The following is a 19381-nucleotide window of genomic DNA, read 5'->3' on the forward strand; positions in this document are numbered from 1 at the left end:
CATCATTGTCCTGCGACAGGTTTCAGTTCGATACGTTTAATATCGCCCACCAGCACCAGATAGCTCACCACCGCAATCAGCGCATGTACCCCGACGTAAATCAACGCGCCGTTAAACGAGCCGGTAGTCCCGACGATGTAGCCGATAGCAATTGGCGTGACGATGCCGGAGATGTTGCCAAACATGTTGAACAAACCGCCGCTCAGACCGCTGATCTCTTTAGGTGCGGTATCAGCCATCACTGCCCATCCCAGCGCACCGATACCTTTGCCGAAGAAGGCCAGCGCCATAAAGCCGATGATCATCCACTCCACATTGACGTAGTTACAGAACACCATCACCATCGACAGCAGCATACCGAGTACGATTGGCGTTTTACGGGCGATATTCAGCGAACCGGTACGGCGCATCAACCAGTCGGAAATAATGCCGCCGAGCACGCCGCCGGCGAATCCGCAAATGGCCGGAACCGAAGCAACAAAGCCAGCTTTCAAAATCGACATACCGCGAGCCTGCACCAGATAAACCGGGAACCAGGTGATAAAGAAGTAGGTCAGCGCGTTAATGCAGTACTGGCCGATGTAAATCCCGATCATCATCCGTGAACCCAGCAGCTGTTTGATTTGCCCCCACTTCACGCTAAACGGCACTTTTGTTTTGGCTGCCGCCTGATCCATGTTGATCAGCGCCCCACCTTCGGCAATGTACTCCAGCTCTTTTTGGTTTACGCCTGGATGCTGGTTAGGTTCATGAATCACCTTCAGCCAGACGAAGCTGATAACAATCCCAAGACCGCCCATAAAGAAGAACACGTGCGACCAACCCACTTCGTGGGTCAGCCAACCCATGATTGGCGCAAAGATAACAGTGGCAAAGTATTGCGCAGAGTTAAAGATAGCGACCGCTGTGCCCCTTTCCTGTGCCGGGAACCACGCCGCCACAATACGACTGTTGCCGGGGAAAGAGGGCGCTTCAGCTAAACCAACGAGGAAGCGCAAAGTAAACAGCGCAACGATAATGCCGAAACCACTGAAGATATCGACAAAACCCTGCAACAGGGTAAACATGGACCAAATAAAGATGGACCAGAAATAAACGCGTTTTGAACCAAAGCGGTCGAGCAACCAGCCGCCGGGGATCTGGCCGATAACATAGGCCCATGAGAAAGCGGAGAATACATACCCCATCCCTACCGCATCCAGACCAATGTCTTTGGCCATCTCCGAACCGGCAATGGATAAGGTGGCGCGATCGCCGTAGTTGAAGGATGTGACGATAAACAGCATCACCACTATCCAGTAGCGAGCGTTAGTGCGTTTTTCCGCGCTGCTCGCCGCCTGACTTAATGAACTCATTGTTGCACTCCTGAATCCTGGCTTTCGCCAGTTCATTCTGTACAGCACCTGTAGGGTGATCAGAATGAGAGGTTAGTGTGTGGCAGTGTTGGTACAGCTCAGGGCCGTTTTATTCTGACTCGCTGCCATTCCGGGAACTGACGGGAAAAGTATATGAAGGAGTGCCACTTGCCCTCACCGTGCATGAACACAACATTAGGGAGACAGTGAGAAGTTGTTTGGGGCATAAGCCCAAAGTAGTGGAAGTTAGTTCACGTAATTGGGGTTTTATTGCCGGGTGGCGGCTTCGCCTGGCCCGGCTTGCGGTTCAAATGGGGGTTGCATGCCCGTACGGGCGAGGGGGTTATTTAAGCAAGGTTCCCCAGTTTTCTACCCAGGGATTGGATTCGCTTTCCGGTTCAGGATGCTCGCTGGCATCAATCAGCAGCATTTCTCCTACACGGTGGGCGCTTTGTTCCTGCAACAGCGCATCGAACTGCTTGCCGCCATTGCAGAAATTAACGTAGCTACTGTCGCCCAGCCCAATTACCCCGTAATGCAGATTTGGCTGGAAACCGAGATTATCTTTGATCCCCTGAAACAGCGGCACGATGCTATCCGGCAGATCGCCCTGCCCGGTCGTGGAAGTCACTACCAGCACATATTTATCCTGATATGCCTGCCAGTCGCTAAGCTCCGGATCTTCGAACACCGTAGCTTTATGACCCTGCGCCGTCAAAATAGCTTCGGCCTCTTCGGCAACCAGCAGCGCGTTTCCGTACATCGTGCCGACAAAAATTCCAATTTCCGCCATAACCGTAATCTCCTGGGACTTAAGAATCTATCTGCTCATCCTGACCTGACAGCCCGCTGAACTCAACCCTTTCATTCTCAGGGAGAAGTCCACGCCAGCCAAACTGTGATAACGCCTGCATCCAGACGTCATCCAGTCCGGCGCGAATAACCAGCGGTTCGCCGGTGAAAGGATGGGTCAGCGCAAGCTGGCTGGCATGCAGCATCAATCTCTGGCAACCGAAATGCTCTGCGGCGCTGCGGTTTTGCCGCAAATCACCGTGCTTGCTGTCGCCGATAATCGGATGGCGCAAGTGCGCCAGATGGCGTCTGAGCTGGTGCTTGCGACCGGTTTTAGGATCCAGCTCCACCAGCCCGTAACGAGTAGTCGGATAACGCCCGGTCGCTACTGGCATTTCTACCGTTGCCAGGCCACGATAATGGGTGACAGCAGGCTGCGGGCCTTTATCATCGCGGGCAAACTTATCGGCAATCTTATCCAGCTCTTCGACCAGCGGGTAATCCAGCACGGCATCATCCATCAGCCAGCCACGCACAATCGCATGATAGCGTTTCTGAATTTGATGATGTTCAAACTGCTGGGACAGCAAACGCCCGGCTTCGCTGGACAGTCCCATCAGCAGCACGCCGGAGGTTGGTCTGTCGAGTCGATGGGCGGTAAATACGTGCTGACCAATTTGGTCGCGCACCGTTTGCATCACCACCACTTTCTCATCCCGGTCGAGCCAACTGCGGTGAACCAACCAGCCCGAAGGTTTATTGACGGCGACCAGCCATTCGTCCTGATAAAGAATTTCCAGCATCAGGCGTTATCACTTGTAAACAGCGCATCCAGCTCCTGCAATGCCGCCAGAAGAATGTCGCGTTGCGGGTGATCGGCTGCCAGCGCCATTTCGTAATACGGTGCGACGGCAAAAGCCTGCGGAAGCGGCTGCGCGTTATCAATCAACGTATGCATGCGGGGAATCAACACCCACTGCAGCCACTCGACCGGTTCCATGGTATCCATACAAAAAGGCTGCGTACTGGTAAACAGATGCTCTGCTGGCTCATCCATCCGCCAGTGATGATGTTCACGCAGTAGAGCTTCAAGTGCGTGTAACTGCTGGCGCACACGGTCATGAGTCGTCATGAAATTAACCTCAATGATGAAAAAATCTGGCGCGAAGAATAGCACTAGTGAAGGGAAATAAAAAAAGGGAGCACTGTAAAAACAGTGCTCCCGGTTCGTTTCGCAGCATTCCAGCTACTTTTAGTGCTCCCTGCTCATCCTTGACAACTTTTCCTGTGGTCTTGCGACCGTGTTCATCCTGAACTTTTGCATCCTGCTCACATCACCCCGATGTGAAAACTTCATCCTGAAGTATCCTGGCCATCCAGACCCGCCGAACATCCTGACCGGCTCTCATTCTCCATCCTGGAGGTGTCCTTTAACGCATCCAGCGTCTTCCTCTTTGCTTCGTCCTGAAGCCTGTCCTTGCAACACCGTCCTGGTGTGTCCTGGCGAAGAGCCATCATCCTGATGTTCTCTTCGTTGTGCGACTCCTTGTCGACAGATATAGAATCGCCTGTTTCGCTTTGTCTTACAAGATGCTTACAGGCTTACCCTTACGATTATTTTCGTATGAAAGTTGACAATAAAACACTAACCAATTGAATAATAATAAATTATTATTTTATCAATTCATTAAGTCTTTACTTATCACCTGGCAATGTCCTACAGGGTTTGTAAGAGATCTCTCACAAGATTCAGGGCAAACTGGATTACAGAACTGGCTTAAGTTGAGTGAGGAATTCCGCAAGTGAGGCCGCCAGCACCGTTCGTTTACGGGTTCCCAGCGTTTCTTTGCACACTTCACCGGACAGATTGCACACCGAAATGACGTCAAGCTCATTATCTTGTGTGGCAATAAAAAGCGTAGGTGATAGCTTGAGGCGCTTTTGCGTTACCAGATGACCAATCAGGTTTTCCTGAACGCGCCTGAAGTCATCTTCACTCCAGGTTTGCAGCAGCGTGAGCTTTTCATCCGCAAACTGCGCGTGCATATCACCAGCAAACTGGGTGGTGTAAAAAGCGTGAACGGCAGGTTGTACCACAATATCAAAGGCCCGTTCAACCGCATTGAGGTTATTTTCGCCGACAAAAGGTTGAGGCTGCCAAAATACCGCATCGTCTGTGGAAGAAATGATACACGGAGAAGGTACGCCATACAGCTCTTCGCTGAGCGGCCAACTGTTGTTTTTTTCATGCCATGCGTCGCAATAACGCGTCGTAAAGGCTATCAACGCCTGCGCTGTCAATTCGTCCACTGATTTCTCTCTTCACAAAAGCCAGGATACACTTGTCGCATAGTGTATCTGGTTTATGACGGTGAAACATGTCCTCTTATGAAAATCATCAGGCGCTTAACGGCCTGACACTCGGTAAATCAACGGATTACCGAGACAATTACGATGCAAGTCTGTTGCAGGGCGTTCCGCGCAGCCTGAATCGCGACCCGCTGGATTTAAAGGCCGATAACTTGCCTTTTCACGGTGCGGATATCTGGACGCTATATGAACTGTCGTGGCTGAATGCCAACGGCTTACCGCAGGTTGCGGTCGGTCATGTGGAGCTGGATTACACCAGCGTAAATCTGATTGAATCGAAAAGCTTTAAGCTGTACCTGAACAGTTTTAACCAGACGCGTTTTGATTCCTGGGACGCGGTACGCCAGACGCTGGAAAACGATCTGCGCGCCTGCGCTCAGGGCGATGTCAGCGTGGCGCTGTACCGCCTTGACGAACTGGAAGGGCAGCCGATAGCCCACTTTAATGGGACCTGTATCGACAATCAGGATATCGTCATCGACAACTATCAGTTCAGCACTGCGTATCTGGAAAATGCCGTGAGCGGTGAAAAGGCAGTCGAAGAGACGCTGGTCAGCCATCTACTGAAATCCAACTGTCTGATCACCCACCAGCCCGACTGGGGCTCCATACAAATTCAGTATCGTGGACGGAAAATCGACAGAGAGAAGCTGCTGCGTTATCTGGTCTCCTTCCGCCACCATAATGAATTTCATGAGCAGTGCGTGGAACGTATTTTCAATGACATTCTGCGCTTCTGCCAGCCAGAGAAACTGAGCGTCTATGCACGCTACACGCGACGTGGCGGCCTGGACATTAACCCATGGCGCACCAACACCGATTTCACTCCGGCAACCGGTCGTCTGGTACGTCAGTAATCTTTTTTCTCAATTTTGCGTGCCGGATTCCGCGCGCAAGGTTGTGAAAGGTCATAAGCCAGGGCTATTGTAATCAATAGGGAATGACGTGTTGCGTCCCATAAGGAGTTTACTTGATTACACATATTAGCCCGCTTGGCTCAATGGACATGTTGTCGCAGCTGGAAGTCGATATGCTTAAACGCACGGCCAGCAGCGACCTGTATCAACTGTTTCGTAACTGTTCGCTTGCCGTTCTGAACTCCGGCAGTTTGACCGACAACAGTAAAGAACTGCTGTCCCGCTTTGAAAGTTTCGATATTAACGTACTGCGCCGCGAACGGGGCGTGAAGCTGGAACTGATCAACCCACCTGAAGATGCGTTTGTTGATGGACGCATTATTCGTGCGCTACAGGCTAACCTGTTTGCCGTACTGCGCGACATTCTGTTCGTCAATGGCCAGATCCATAACGCCGGTCGTTTTCAGCATCTGGATCTCGAAAGCTCGGTACATATTACCAACCTCGTATTCTCGATCCTGCGTAATGCGCGGGCGCTACACGTTGGTGAAGCGCCGAACATGGTCGTCTGCTGGGGCGGTCACTCAATCAACGAAAATGAGTACCTGTATGCCCGTCGCGTCGGCACCCAACTGGGTCTGCGCGAACTGAACATCTGTACCGGCTGCGGTCCGGGGGCGATGGAAGCGCCAATGAAAGGCGCTGCGGTCGGTCACGCCCAGCAGCGATACAAAGACAGCCGCTTTATTGGCATGACCGAACCGTCAATCATCGCCGCTGAACCGCCTAACCCGCTGGTAAACGAACTGATCATCATGCCGGACATTGAAAAACGTCTGGAAGCGTTCGTGCGTATCGCTCACGGTATTATCATCTTCCCGGGTGGCGTAGGGACAGCAGAAGAGCTGCTGTATCTGCTGGGGATCCTGATGAATCCGGCCAACAAAGATCAGGTTCTACCGCTGATCCTGACCGGACCAAAAGAGAGTGCGGATTACTTCCGCGTGCTGGACGAATTTATCGTGCACACGCTAGGGGAAGATGCGCGTCGCCACTATCGCATTATCATTGACGATGCGGCCGAAGTGGCGCGTCTGATGAAAAAAGCGATGCCGCTGGTGAAAGAAAACCGTCGCGACACAGGAGATGCATACAGCTTTAACTGGTCGATTCGTATCGCGCCCGATCTGCAGATGCCGTTCGAGCCGTCCCATGAAAACATGGCCAACCTGAAGCTGTACCCGGATCAACCCGTTGAAGTATTGGCCGCCGATTTACGTCGTGCATTCTCCGGTATTGTGGCAGGTAACGTGAAGGAAGTCGGGATCCGCGCTATTGAAGAGTTTGGCCCGTACAAAATCCACGGTGACCGCGAAATGATGCGCCGCATGGACGATCTCCTGCAGGGCTTTGTTGCACAACATCGTATGAAGTTACCGGGCACTGCGTATATCCCTTGCTACGAGATCTGCGCCTAACCTTCAACACCCGCTAGCAGCGCTATAGCGGTGACAGTTTTGTCCATATCAAAGCCGGGTTTGGCGCACTTGCCTCCCGGCTTTTTTTAGTGATACCAGTCACATAGCCCCGACAATCATATAAATACCAGTGATGATTCATTAAAAACAGCGCGTCACGCAAACGATTACCTTGAAAAACCAACCGTGATTTATCTTAGAAAATTATTATTAGTCGCCGAAATCATCTAAAAACAACAGTTTTTACAGCTGAACACGCCTATCTTCGCGCCTTCGCTTTCATGAGATATGTCGTTAATGTTAGCCTTCGCGCCCGTAAATTCGCTTTGACTATTTTTTAACAGATTAATGGCCCAAATTTATCCACATAAAAGGTGGATTATTGCATTTGGGATCCCGATCACTGATACATTCATTACTAAAATGTATCTTTCCGCCCGAAAATTATTACGGCGAAAAATTATATAAAAATCGCTCAACGAATTTCGATTTACAGTCGGGTACTTTCTCATTGGATTGACCCCAAACCCGACTTTTTAAGCTTCCTCCAGGAGAAATAGATGGAAAACACTCAAACCAGCACTATCGTTACGGGTCAGACCCGCAGCGCATGGCGCAAAACAGACACCATGTGGATGCTGGGCCTTTACGGCACGGCGATTGGGGCGGGTGTATTGTTCCTGCCGATTAACGCAGGCGTAGGCGGTATGATCCCGCTGATCATCATGGCGATCCTTGCCTTCCCAATGACCTTCTTTGCACACCGCGGTCTGACTCGCTTTGTGCTGTCCGGTAAAAATCCGGGTGAAGACATCACCGAAGTTGTAGAAGAACACTTTGGTGTTGGTGCAGGTAAACTGATTACCCTGCTCTACTTCTTCGCTATCTACCCGATTCTGTTGGTTTACAGCGTAGCAATCACCAACACGGTTGAAAGCTTCCTGACCCACCAGCTGGCGATTACGCCGCCGCCGCGCGCAATCCTGTCACTGATCCTGATTGTCGGCATGATGACCATCGTGCGCTTCGGTGAGCAGATGATCGTTAAGGCGATGAGCATCCTGGTATTCCCGTTTGTTGCGGCTCTGATGCTGCTGGCGCTGTACCTGATCCCTCAGTGGAGCGGTGCGATTCTGGAAACCATGTCATTTGACTCTGCGGCAACCACCGGCAACGGCCTGCTGTTGACCCTGTGGCTGGCAATTCCGGTAATGGTGTTCTCCTTCAACCACTCCCCGATCATCTCCTCCTTCGCCGTGGCGAAGCGTGAAGAGTACGGTGATGAAGCAGAGAAAAAATGCTCCAAGATTCTGGCATTCGCTCACATCATGATGGTACTGACCGTTATGTTCTTCGTCTTCAGCTGCGTGTTCAGCCTGACTCCGGCGGACCTGGCAGCAGCGAAAGAGCAGAACATCTCGATTCTGTCTTACCTGGCGAACCACTTTAACGCGCCGATTATTGCCTGGATGGCACCGATCATCGCGATTATCGCTATCACCAAATCCTTCCTGGGCCACTACCTGGGCGCACGTGAAGGCTTCAATGGTATGGTGATTAAGTCTCTGCGTGGCAAAGGCAAATCCATCGAAATCAACAAACTGAACAAAATCACTGCGCTGTTCATGCTGGTAACCACCTGGATTGTGGCGACGCTGAACCCAAGCATCCTCGGCATGATTGAGACCCTGGGTGGCCCAATCATCGCGATGATTCTGTTCCTGATGCCGATGTATGCCATTCAGAAAGTACCGGCAATGCGTAAGTACAGCGGCCATATCAGCAACGTCTTCGTTGTGATTATGGGCCTGATCGCTATCTCCGCTATTTTCTACTCTCTGTTCAGTTAATTCCCCTGCGCCGCTCCTCGGGGCGGCGCACCTCGATACACAATGGACGCCTCATGATTAGCGTATTCGATATTTTCAAAATCGGCATTGGCCCTTCCAGCTCCCACACTGTTGGCCCGATGAAAGCAGGCAAACAATTCACGGATGACCTGATTGCACGCGGAATTCTCACTGACGTAACCCGCGTAGTGGTTGATGTCTATGGCTCTTTATCTCTGACGGGGAAAGGTCACCATACCGACATCGCGATTATTATGGGCCTGGCGGGTAATCTGCCGGATACCGTAGACATTGATGCCATTCCATCCTTTATCCAGGATGTGAATACTCATGGGCGTTTGCTGCTGGCGGACGGTCAACATGAGGTCGAGTTCCCGGTCGACAAGTGCATGAATTTCCATGCGGACAATCTGTCCCTGCACGAAAACGGGATGCGCATTACCGCACTGGCGGGCGAAAAGGCTATTTACAGCCAGACTTACTATTCCATTGGCGGTGGGTTCATCGTTGATGAAGAACATTTTGGTTTACCGAACAACTCTCCGGTAAACGTGCCATATCCGTATAAATCCGCAGCTGATTTGCAACGTCATTGCCAGGAAACCGGCCTGTCACTTTCCGGTCTGATGATGCAAAACGAACTGGCGCTGCACAGCAAAGAAGAGCTGGAACAGCACTTTGCTAACGTCTGGGAAGTGATGCGTAGCGGGATTGAACGCGGCATCACCACCGAAGGTGTATTGCCGGGCAAACTGCGCGTTCCGCGTCGTGCTGCTGCGCTGCGTCGCATGCTGGTCAGCAGCGACAAAACCACCACCGACCCGATGGCGGTTGTTGACTGGATCAACATGTTCGCGCTGGCCGTGAACGAAGAAAACGCAGCCGGTGGACGCGTGGTGACTGCACCAACCAACGGTGCATGCGGGATTGTTCCTGCCGTACTGGCGTATTACGACAAGTTTATCCGTGAAGTGAACGCTAACTCGCTGGCACGCTACATGCTGGTCGCAAGCGCCATTGGTTCACTGTACAAGATGAACGCCTCTATCTCTGGTGCCGAAGTCGGCTGTCAGGGTGAAGTTGGCGTCGCCTGCTCCATGGCAGCGGCTGGTCTGGCTGAACTGCTGGGTGGTAGCCCAATGCAGGTGTGCATCGCGGCAGAAATCGGCATGGAACACAACCTGGGTCTGACCTGCGACCCGGTTGCCGGCCAGGTTCAGGTACCGTGCATTGAGCGTAATGCCATTGCTTCGGTTAAAGCGGTGAACGCTGCACGTATGGCGCTGCGCCGTACCAGTGAACCACGCGTGTGCCTCGATAAAGTTATCGAGACCATGTACGAAACCGGTAAAGACATGAACGCCAAATACCGCGAAACCTCTCGTGGTGGTCTGGCGATGAAGATTGTCACCTGCGATTAATTCTCAGCACATTTTCGTATCTGTAGGCCGGATAAGGCGCTCGCCGCATCCGGCTTTTATTGCCTGATGGCGCTTCGCTTATCAGGCTTACGGATAGCGCTCTTTCGCAATGCTCGTCTCCACTCGTCGTGAATGTTACCCTACAGACTAATTTGTTAGGGAGAACACCGTGGCCGTCCACCTGCTCATTGTTGATGCACTGAATCTCATCCGCCGTATTCACGCCGTACAGGGCTCCCCCTGCGTGGAGACATGCCAGCACGCGCTCGATCAGCTGATTGTGCACAGTCAGCCCACGCACGCCGTGGCGGTATTTGATGACGAAGCGCGTAACAGCGGCTGGCGTCACCAACGGTTACCTGACTACAAAGCCGGTCGCCCGCCGATGCCTGACGATTTACACCAGGAAATGCCCGCCTTACGCGCCGCTTTTGAACAGCGCGGCGTCTGCTGCTGGGTATCCAGCGGGAATGAAGCCGATGATTTAGCCGCCACTCTGGCGGTGAAAGTTAGCCAGGCGGGACACCAGGCGACTATCGTCTCAACCGATAAAGGCTACTGTCAGCTACTCTCCCCGACGCTGCGTATTCGTGATTATTTCCAGAAACGCTGGCTGGATGCGCCGTTTATCGAGAAAGAGTTTGGCGTACTGCCGCAACTGCTGCCTGATTACTGGGGACTGGCCGGGATCAGCAGTTCTAAAATACCGGGGGTTGCCGGTATTGGTCCTAAAAGCGCCACACAACTGCTGGCACAGTTTCCAACGCTGGAAGCGCTGTATGAACACCTGGATGATGTACCGGAGAAATGGCGCAAGAAACTCGAAGAACATCGGGAGATGGCATTTTTGTGCCGCGATATCGCGCGGCTGCAAACAGACTTACATATCGACGGAAACCTACAGCAGCTACGACTGGCGCGGTAGCCTTATTTCCTGATGGCACTGCGCTTATCCGGCCTACTTATTGTACAACCCTGTAGGCCGGATAAGCGCCAGGTGATTACCAGGCGGTATGGTACAGCTCAACGATATCCCCAAGGCTCGCTTCACGCGGATTTCCCCCGGTACAAACATCGTCAAATGCGGCTTGCGCCAGCGCAGGAATATCCTCTTTACGGACGCCAACATCGCGTAGATGCAGTGGGATACCTACATCGCGATTAAGGGCGAAGACGGCATCCACCGCCGCTTTGCGTGCCTCTGCCAGCGTCAGTCCTTCAACCTTAACCCCCATTACCCGGGCGATATCGCGGAATTTTTCCCCGGTGAATTCGGCGTTATAGTGCATCACGTGTGGCAGCAAAATGGCATTCGCGACGCCGTGCGGCGTGTTGTAGAACGCGCCTAACGGGTGTGCCATGCCATGCACTAATCCCAGACCTACGTTGGAGAAACCCATCCCGGCAACGTACTGGCCCAGAGCCATCGCTTCCCCCGCCTGGCTGTCGCCCGCAACGGAACCGCGTAATGACCCGGCAATAATTTCGATGGCTTTAATGTGCAGCGCATCGGTAAGCGCCCACGCAGCCCGCGTGATGTAGCCTTCAATGGCATGAGTCAGTGCATCTACGCCAGTAGCCGCTTTTAATGCAGCAGGCATGCCGTCCATCATGTCAGCATCAATGAACGCCACCTGCGGGATGTCATGTGGATCGACACAAACAAACTTACGCCGATTCTCTTCGTCAGTGATCACGTAGTTAATGGTCACTTCCGCCGCCGTTCCCGCAGTGGTTGGTATAGCCATAACTGGCACGCTCGGGAAGCGTGTCGGCGATAACCCTTCAAGGCTGCGTACATCCGCAAACTCCGGGTTATTGTTAATAATGCCAATCGCTTTACAGGTATCCTGCGGGGAGCCGCCGCCAATGGCGACCAGATAGTCTGCGCCGCTTTGCTGAAAGACACTCAATCCTTCCTGCACTACCGCAATGGTTGGATTAGGAACAACGCCTGAATAGATTTCCCATGCCAGACCTGCAGCATCCATTCGGGAAGTCACCTTCTCAACAACGCCACACTGCACCAGATTTTTATCAGTCACAATCAACGCTTTGCGATAACCACGACGAATAACTTCATCGGTTAATGCGCCAACAGCTCCCCGGCCAAACCATGCCGTTTCGTTCAGAATCATTCTGTTCGCCATCGTTTTATCTCCTATTCCTCAATACGCAATCCATATGTTTTGAATTTTTCCAGCACAATAGCGATAGCCTCATCGTCCAGTACCGGAACCGGATCGGTAATCGCCAGCGTGCTGAGATAAAGCTGCGCCAGCACTTCCACTTCATGCGCTAACCACAGGGCTTTTTCCAGATTTTCCTCGCAGGCGATCAGCCCATGATGCTGCAACAGCGTTGCTTTTCGGTTTTTCAGCGCTACCGCAACGTGCTCGGAAAGCTCACGCGTGCCAAACGTCGCATATGGCGCACAGGGAATTGAGTTACCGCCAGCCGCCGCAATCATGTAATGGATTGCCGGGATTGGCCGGTTGAGAATAGAAACAGCAGTACAATGCACGGCATGATTATGGACCACTGCCTGAGCATCGGGACGCGTCTGATAAGCGGCCATATGGAACCGCCACTCGCTGGAAGGTAATTTCCCTTCTTCGTGCTGCCCCTCAGCGTTGATGTACACAATGTGGGATTCGGTGAGTTTGTCATACGGAATACCCGTCGGGGTAATTAACATCCCGTCCTGGTAACGCACACTTACATTACCCGCAGTCCCCTGATTCAACCCCAGACGGGTCATTTCCAGGCAGGTATTGATAATCTGCCGTGCCAGCGTATTTCGTTCCATTACTTACCTCTCTCAGTGAGTCAAAATGCGACAACAGAACATTGCTAATACCTCGACGCTCTGTTGATTTAAGCGGGTATTTGCTAACTATCATCATGCTGAATAAAGAGAAGGGAATTTTTAGCACTGGATTTTGTGATGTTCATCAACTAATAACGCTGAATAAAAACATGCAGGCATAATATTACAATTACAAAATGTCCGTTCTTAATAAAACCATTGTAAAACGGTCATTTGCGAATAAATTGTTACCATTGCCCGTTTTCCACTTAACTAATTAATTCGGGCATTATCCCTGTGGCTTTTTAATTTATTTTTCTCAAACGGTCATTGTTTTAAAGAAATTAAAGTGATGATAATCACATAAACCCACACCCTGAGCATAAATGTGACCACCATCATATTAATGGCCGGTTTTTATTTGAAAATGAATTCATGAGTTCATTCATGAAGGCCAATTTTATCTGGCAGGTTACCGGAACTCACCTGGATTAGCAGGTTGGTGAAAATCACCAATCGTACTCTTAAGCTGTTGAACATGCTTATGAACTGATGAGGATGCTATGGGAAACACATCAATACAAACACAAAGTTTTCATGCGGTAGAGCGGGGGCAGACAAAAAATTATGTCATTCCCTTCGCGTTACTCTGTTCACTGTTTTTTCTTTGGGCGGTTGCCAATAATCTTAATGACATTTTATTACCACAATTTCAGCAAGCTTTTACATTAACAAACTTTCAGGCTGGTCTGATTCAATCTGCTTTTTATTTTGGTTATTTCGTCATTCCAATCCCAGCCGGGATCCTGATGAAAAAACTAAGTTATAAAGCAGGCATTATTACCGGATTATTCTTATATGCCATCGGTGCAGCATTATTCTGGCCAGCGGCTGAGGTAATGAATTACACCTTATTCCTGATTGGCCTATTTATTATTGCGGCGGGCTTAGGTTGTCTGGAAACGGCTGCCAACCCCTTTGTAACCGTACTGGGCCCGGAAAGCGGCGGTCATTTCCGATTAAATCTCGCGCAAACTTTTAACTCATTTGGTGCCATTATTGCGGTTGTTTTTGGGCAAAGTCTTATTTTGTCTAATGTGCCACATCAATCTCAAGACGTACTCGATAAGATGGCGCCAGAACAGCTAAGTGCCTACAAGCACAGCCTGGTGTTATCGGTTCAAACCCCTTATATGATCATCGTCGCGGTCGTTTTGCTGGTCGCCCTGCTGATCATGTTTACCAAGTTTCCGACCCTGCAAAGTGACGATCACAGTGACAACGCTCAGAGTTCATTCTCCGCGTCCCTTTCCCGCCTGGTGCGCATTCGCCACTGGCGTTGGGCGGTGCTGGCGCAGTTCTGCTACGTCGGTGCACAAACTGCCTGCTGGAGCTACCTGATTCGCTACGCAATCGAAGAGATCCCAGGCATGACGCCAGGTTTCGCCGCCAACTACCTGACCGGCACCATGGTGTGCTTCTTTATCGGTCGTTTCTCCGGCACCTGGCTTATCAGTCGCTTTGCGCCGCATAAGGTGCTGGCCGCATATGCCCTGCTTGCCATGATTCTGTGCCTGATTTCCGCCTTCACCGGTGGCCAGATCGGCCTGCTGGCCCTGACGTTGTGCAGCGCATTTATGTCGATTCAGTACCCAACCATTTTTTCTCTGGGGATCAAAAATCTGGGACAAGACACCAAATACGGCTCGTCTTTTATCGTCATGACCATCATTGGCGGCGGCATTGTGACCCCGGTGATGGGCTTTGTCAGCGATGCCGCTGGCAATATCCCGACCGCTGAACTGGTCCCGGCGCTTTGCTTCGCCATCATCTTTATTTTTGCCCGCTTCCGTTCACAAACGGCAGCCAACTGAATATTTATCCGAATAACGTGAGGAATCTGTGATGAAAAAAATCAGCTTACCAAAAATTGGTATTCGCCCGGTTATTGACGGACGTCGTATGGGTGTACGTGAGTCGCTCGAAGAGCAAACCATGAATATGGCTAAAGCTACCGCAGCGCTTATCACTGAAAAACTTCGTCATGCCTGCGGCGCACAAATTGAATGTGTGATTGCCGATACCTGTATCGCCGGCATGGCGGAATCCGCAGCCTGTGAAGAAAAATTCAGCAGCCAGAATGTTGGCGTGACGATTACCGTTACCCCATGTTGGTGCTACGGCAGTGAAACCATCGACATGGATCCGATGCGCCCGAAAGCGATCTGGGGCTTCAACGGCACGGAACGTCCGGGGGCGGTTTACCTGGCCGCCGCACTGGCAGCTCACAGCCAAAAAGGCCTTCCTGCCTTCTCCATCTATGGTCATGACGTACAGGATGCAGACGACACATCTATCCCTGCCGATGTTGAAGAAAAACTGCTGCGCTTTGCCCGTGCCGGCTTAGCGGTCGCCAGTATGAAAGGGAAAAGCTACCTGTCTGTCGGTGGTGTATCAATGGGCATCGCCGGTTCTATCGTCGACCATAACTTCTTTGAATCCTGGCTGGGTATGAAGGTGCAGGCGGTTGATATGACCGAGCTGCGTCGTCGCATTGACCAGAAAATCTATGATGAAACCGAGCTGGAAATGGCGCTGGCGTGGGCGGACAAAAACTTCCGCTACGGCGAAGATCAGAACGCACAACAATATAAACGTAACGCAGAACAAAGCCGCGCAGTGCTGAAAGAAAGCCTGCTGATGGCTATGTGCATTCGCGACATGATGCAGGGTAACAAAAAGCTGGCAGACAAAGGTCTGGTCGAAGAATCCCTGGGCTATAACGCGATCGCCGCAGGCTTCCAGGGCCAGCGTCACTGGACCGATCAATACCCAAATGGCGATACCGCCGAAGCGTTGCTCAACAGCTCCTTTGACTGGAATGGCGTTCGTGAACCGTTCGTTGTCGCAACCGAAAACGACAGCCTGAACGGCGTGGCGATGCTGTTCGGCCATCAACTCACCGGCACGGCCCAGGTCTTTGCCGATGTGCGTACCTACTGGTCGCCAGAGGCGGTTGAACGCGTCACGGGTAAACCGCTGACCGGTCTTGCTGAGCACGGCATTATTCACTTGATTAACTCCGGTTCTGCGGCACTGGACGGTTCCTGCAAACAGCGCGACAGCGAAGGTAAACCGACCATGAAACCACACTGGGAAATCTCGCAGAAAGAGGCGGATGAATGCCTGGCGGCAACCGAATGGTGCCCGGCTATTCACGAATACTTCCGCGGGGGCGGTTACTCATCTCGCTTCCTGACTGAAGGCGGTGTGCCGTTCACCATGAGCCGTATCAACATCATCAAAGGGTTGGGGCCGGTGCTGCAAATCGCGGAAGGCTGGAGCGTGGAGTTGCCGAAAGATATGCACGACCAGCTTGATGCGCGTACCAACTCCACATGGCCAACCACCTGGTTTGCTCCGCGCTTAACCGGCAAGGGCCCGTTCAGCGACGTCTATTCCGTCATGGCTAACTGGGGCGCTAACCACGGGGTGCTGACGATTGGTCACGTAGGTGCGGACTTTATCACTCTGGCTGCCATGCTGCGTATCCCGGTGTGCATGCACAACGTGGAAGACGAGAAAATTTATCGTCCTTCCTCCTGGGCCGCCCACGGTATGGATACGGAAGGTCAGGATTACCGCGCTTGTCAGAACTACGGCCCGCTGTATAAGCGTTAAACATCGAGCGATTGCCTGATGGCGGCGCGGCCTACGAAGCACACGGTTTTGTAGGCCGGATAAGGCGAAGCCGCCATCAGGTAATAGGTAATCTCCCAGGAGCAATTATGAAACAAGAGGTTATTCTGGTTCTCGACTGTGGCGCGACCAACGTACGGGCCATTGCCGTTGACCGACAGGGGAAGATTGTCGCCCGCGCAGCGACCCCGAACGCCAGTGATATCGCCGCAGAAAACAGTGCCTGGCACCAATGGTCGCTGGAGGCCATTCTGCAACGCTTTGCCGACTGCTGTCAGCGGCTCTCCTCACAATTGGCCGCCTGCCAAATTCGCGGGATCGCCGTCACCACCTTCGGCGTGGACGGCGCGCTGGTGGATAAGAACGGCAAACAACTGTATCCGGTGATCAGCTGGAAATGCCCACGTACCGCAGCGGTAATGGAGAATATCCATCGCTACATGTCACCGCAGCAACTGCAGGAAATCTCCGGCGTTGGGGCGTTTAGCTTCAATACGCTGTACAAACTGGTGTGGCTGAAAGAGAACCACCCACAATTACTGGAACAGGCGCACGCCTGGCTGTTTATCTCGTCGCTTATCAACCAACGTTTAACCGGCGAGTTCACAACTGACATCACCATGGCGGGAACCAGCCAGATGCTGGATATCCAGCAACGTGATTTCAGCCAGGATATTTTGCAGGCAACAGGCATACCGCGTCGCCTGTTTCCGCGTCTGGTTGAAGCAGGCGAACAAATTGGGGTACTGCAACGCGAGGCCGCCAGCCAGCTCGGACTTCCAGAGGGTATTCCAGTCATCTCTGCCGGACACGACACACAGTTTGCGCTATTTGGCGCAGGAGCCCAACAGGATGAACCGGTACTCTCTTCCGGCACATGGGAAATTCTGATGGTGCGCAGTGCGCAGGTAAATACCTCCCTGCTCAGCCATTATGCGGGCTCCACCTGTGAGCTGGATAGTCAGGCTGGGCTTAACAATCCCGGAATGCAGTGGCTGGCCTCCGGCGTGCTTGAATGGGTTCGAAAGCTGTTATGGACCGCGGACACGCCCTGGCAAACGTTGATTGATGAAGCTCGGGATATTCCCGCTGGTGCCGAAGGGGTGAAGATGCACTGCGACCTGCTGGCCTGTCAGAATGCGGGCTGGCAAGGGGTTACCCTCAATACTACCCGTGGACACTTTTATCGCGCCGCGCTGGAAGGACTGACAGAACAGCTGCAGCGAAATCTGCAAACGCTGGAAAAAATCGGCCATTTCCAGGCCACTGAACTGCTATTAGTTGGCGGGGGCAGCCGCAACATCTTGTGGAACCAAATCAAAGCGAACGTTCTCGGGATCCCTGTCAAAGTGCTGGATGATGCCGAAACCACCGTGGCAGGCGCCGCAATGTTTGCATGGTCAGGCATCGGGGAATTTACCTCCCCGGAGCAGGCGCGCGAACAGGTGCGCTATCAGTACCGTTACTTCTATCCGCAAACCGAATCCGAACTCACAGGAGTCGAGTAACATGCTTAAAACGATATCTCCCTTAATTTCCCCCGACTTACTGAAAGTGCTGGCCGAAATGGGACACGGCGATGAGATTATCTTTTCCGATGCCCACTTCCCGGCCAACAGCATGGGGCCACAGGTCATCCGCGCTGACGGTCTGCTGGTCAGCGATCTGCTGCGGGCGCTTATTCCGCTATTTGAACTGGACAGCTACGCCCCACCGCTGGTGATGATGGCTGCGGTTGAAGGCGACACTCTCGATCCTGACGTTGAGACTCGCTATCGTCAGGCACTTTCATTACAGACCCCCTGCCCGGACATCACGCGTATTGACCGCTATGCCTTTTACGAACGAGCACAAAAGGCGTTTGCGATCGTTATCACAGGAGAGCGGGCAAAGTACGGGAATATTCTTTTAAAAAAAGGGGTAACGCCGTAATCTCTGGTCAGAATGCCCGTCAGGTACGGGCATTCATCATAAGATGAGGATCAGAACATGAAAGCGGCGCGCCAGCAGGCAATCGTAGATCTGCTTACTAACCACAAAAGCCTGACAACCGAAGCCCTGGCTTTGCAGCTTAACGTCAGCAAAGAGACCATCCGCCGCGATCTCAGCGAGTTACAGACCCAGGGAAAAGTGTTACGCAACCACGGTCGGGCCAAAGTTATTCACCGGGAAAATCAGGACAGCGGTGACCCATTTCATATTCGACTCAAAAGCCACTATGCGCACAAAGCGGATATCGCCCGTGAAGCGTTGGCATGGATCGAAGAAGGTATGGTGATTGCCTTAGATGCCAGCTCTACCTGCTGGTATCTTGCGCGACAGTTACCGGACATCAACATTCACGTTTTTACCAACAGCCAGCCCATCTGCCAGGAATTGGCTAAACGTGAACATATTCAGCTTATCAGCTCCGGCGGTCGCCTTGAGCGCAAATACGGTTGCTACGTTAATCCCTCGCTTATCTCGCAGCTAAAACCACTCGAGATTGACCTGTTTATTTTTTCCTGCGAAGGGATCGACAGCGACGGTGCGCTCTGGGACTCAAATGCAACCAACGCAGACTTCAAATCCATTCTGCTTAAGCGTGCATCGCAGTCTTTATTATTGATCGATAAAAGTAAATTTAATCGTTCGGGAGAGGCCAGAATTGGGCATCTGGATGATGTGACGCATATTGTTTCAGATACACAGCTGATTGAAGCAATCCAGGCCGAATAGGGCAATTATGCCGCCATCCGGCCTGGGTTGTA

17 protein-coding genes are annotated in these 19381 nt (G+C 52.2%); 10 read left to right on the forward strand and 7 right to left on the reverse strand.

The features are described from left to right. Positions 1 to 2: 2 nt before the first annotated feature. The 5 genes from gudP to syd all read right to left on the reverse strand — a co-directional run bounded on the left by gudP (position 3) and on the right by syd (position 4457). Positions 3 to 1355, reverse strand: a complete 1353-nt coding sequence (gene gudP / locus OGX83_RS18520) for a galactarate/glucarate/glycerate transporter GudP (protein ID WP_048215647.1) — start codon at positions 1353 to 1355, stop codon at positions 3 to 5. A 343-nt stretch (positions 1356 to 1698) separates the two neighbouring features. After that, entirely contained in the window at positions 1699 to 2148 is a 450-nt protein-coding gene (locus tag OGX83_RS18525) for a flavodoxin (RefSeq protein ID WP_003825676.1), read from the reverse strand. Positions 2149 to 2167: 19 nt separating this feature from the next. Continuing rightward, complete coding sequence (gene truC, locus OGX83_RS18530) at positions 2168 to 2950, reverse strand: tRNA pseudouridine(65) synthase TruC (RefSeq protein ID WP_003825671.1); 783 nt, start codon at positions 2948 to 2950, stop codon at positions 2168 to 2170. Next, positions 2950 to 3279 carry a YqcC family protein gene (locus OGX83_RS18535; RefSeq protein WP_003825670.1) on the reverse strand — a complete coding sequence of 110 codons (330 nt, stop codon included), beginning with the start codon at positions 3277 to 3279 and terminating at the stop codon, positions 2950 to 2952. Before OGX83_RS18535 ends, truC begins: the two co-directional genes overlap by 1 nt. A gap of 632 nt (positions 3280 to 3911) precedes the next feature. After that, positions 3912 to 4457 (reverse strand): SecY-interacting protein, encoded by a 546-nt coding sequence (syd, locus tag OGX83_RS18540; RefSeq protein ID WP_032944836.1) that lies wholly within the window; start codon positions 4455 to 4457, stop codon positions 3912 to 3914. A gap of 68 nt (positions 4458 to 4525) precedes the next feature. Between syd and queF the strand changes: the two genes are divergently transcribed. The 5 genes from queF (at position 4526) to xni (ending at position 11048) form a co-directional block, all read left to right on the forward strand. Beyond that, the gene (queF, locus tag OGX83_RS18545; protein ID WP_003825665.1) at positions 4526 to 5374 is read left to right on the forward strand and encodes an NADPH-dependent 7-cyano-7-deazaguanine reductase QueF; all 849 of its coding nucleotides are present in this window, start codon (positions 4526 to 4528) and stop codon (positions 5372 to 5374) included. Between the two features lie 113 nt (positions 5375 to 5487). Next, positions 5488 to 6852 (forward strand): nucleotide 5'-monophosphate nucleosidase PpnN, encoded by a 1365-nt coding sequence (gene ppnN, locus OGX83_RS18550; RefSeq protein ID WP_003034076.1) that lies wholly within the window; start codon positions 5488 to 5490, stop codon positions 6850 to 6852. A gap of 560 nt (positions 6853 to 7412) precedes the next feature. Next, the gene (locus tag OGX83_RS18555) at positions 7413 to 8702 is read left to right on the forward strand and encodes an HAAAP family serine/threonine permease (RefSeq protein WP_003034073.1); all 1290 of its coding nucleotides are present in this window, start codon (positions 7413 to 7415) and stop codon (positions 8700 to 8702) included. Positions 8703 to 8755: 53 nt separating this feature from the next. After that, the gene (locus OGX83_RS18560) at positions 8756 to 10123 is read left to right on the forward strand and encodes an L-serine ammonia-lyase (protein ID WP_003034070.1); all 1368 of its coding nucleotides are present in this window, start codon (positions 8756 to 8758) and stop codon (positions 10121 to 10123) included. 169 nt (positions 10124 to 10292) lie between these two features. Next, entirely contained in the window at positions 10293 to 11048 is a 756-nt protein-coding gene (gene xni / locus OGX83_RS18565) for a flap endonuclease Xni (protein WP_286573841.1), read from the forward strand. Between the two features lie 76 nt (positions 11049 to 11124). On the opposite strand, the gene fucO is transcribed toward xni, so the two are convergent. Both fucO and fucA read right to left on the reverse strand, forming a co-directional pair. Then, on the reverse strand, positions 11125 to 12273 hold the full coding sequence (fucO, locus tag OGX83_RS18570; RefSeq protein ID WP_032944838.1) for a lactaldehyde reductase: 1149 nt from the start codon (positions 12271 to 12273) through the stop codon (positions 11125 to 11127). Between the two features lie 11 nt (positions 12274 to 12284). Further along, on the reverse strand, positions 12285 to 12932 hold the full coding sequence (gene fucA / locus OGX83_RS18575; protein ID WP_003825656.1) for an L-fuculose-phosphate aldolase: 648 nt from the start codon (positions 12930 to 12932) through the stop codon (positions 12285 to 12287). A gap of 563 nt (positions 12933 to 13495) precedes the next feature. Here fucA and fucP point away from each other — a divergent pair. The 5 genes from fucP to fucR all read left to right on the forward strand — a co-directional run bounded on the left by fucP (position 13496) and on the right by fucR (position 19349). Further along, a complete protein-coding gene (fucP, locus tag OGX83_RS18580; protein ID WP_008785696.1) occupies positions 13496 to 14806 on the forward strand; it encodes an L-fucose:H+ symporter permease in 1311 nt (436 codons plus the stop codon). A 31-nt stretch (positions 14807 to 14837) separates the two neighbouring features. Further along, entirely contained in the window at positions 14838 to 16613 is a 1776-nt protein-coding gene (fucI, locus tag OGX83_RS18585) for an L-fucose isomerase (RefSeq protein ID WP_003825648.1), read from the forward strand. A gap of 107 nt (positions 16614 to 16720) precedes the next feature. Further along, positions 16721 to 18139: an L-fuculokinase gene (gene fucK, locus OGX83_RS18590; protein ID WP_008785697.1), complete on the forward strand. Its 1419-nt coding sequence runs from the start codon at positions 16721 to 16723 to the stop codon at positions 18137 to 18139. 1 nt (position 18140) lies between these two features. Beyond that, positions 18141 to 18563 carry an L-fucose mutarotase gene (fucU, locus tag OGX83_RS18595; protein ID WP_008785698.1) on the forward strand — a complete coding sequence of 141 codons (423 nt, stop codon included), beginning with the start codon at positions 18141 to 18143 and terminating at the stop codon, positions 18561 to 18563. A gap of 57 nt (positions 18564 to 18620) precedes the next feature. Then, a complete protein-coding gene (gene fucR / locus OGX83_RS18600; protein WP_003825642.1) occupies positions 18621 to 19349 on the forward strand; it encodes an L-fucose operon activator in 729 nt (242 codons plus the stop codon). Positions 19350 to 19381 lie beyond the last annotated feature (32 nt).

Source organism: Citrobacter sp. Cpo074 (genome assembly GCF_030332745.1).
Taxonomy (GTDB): Bacteria; Pseudomonadota; Gammaproteobacteria; order Enterobacterales; family Enterobacteriaceae; genus Citrobacter; species Citrobacter portucalensis.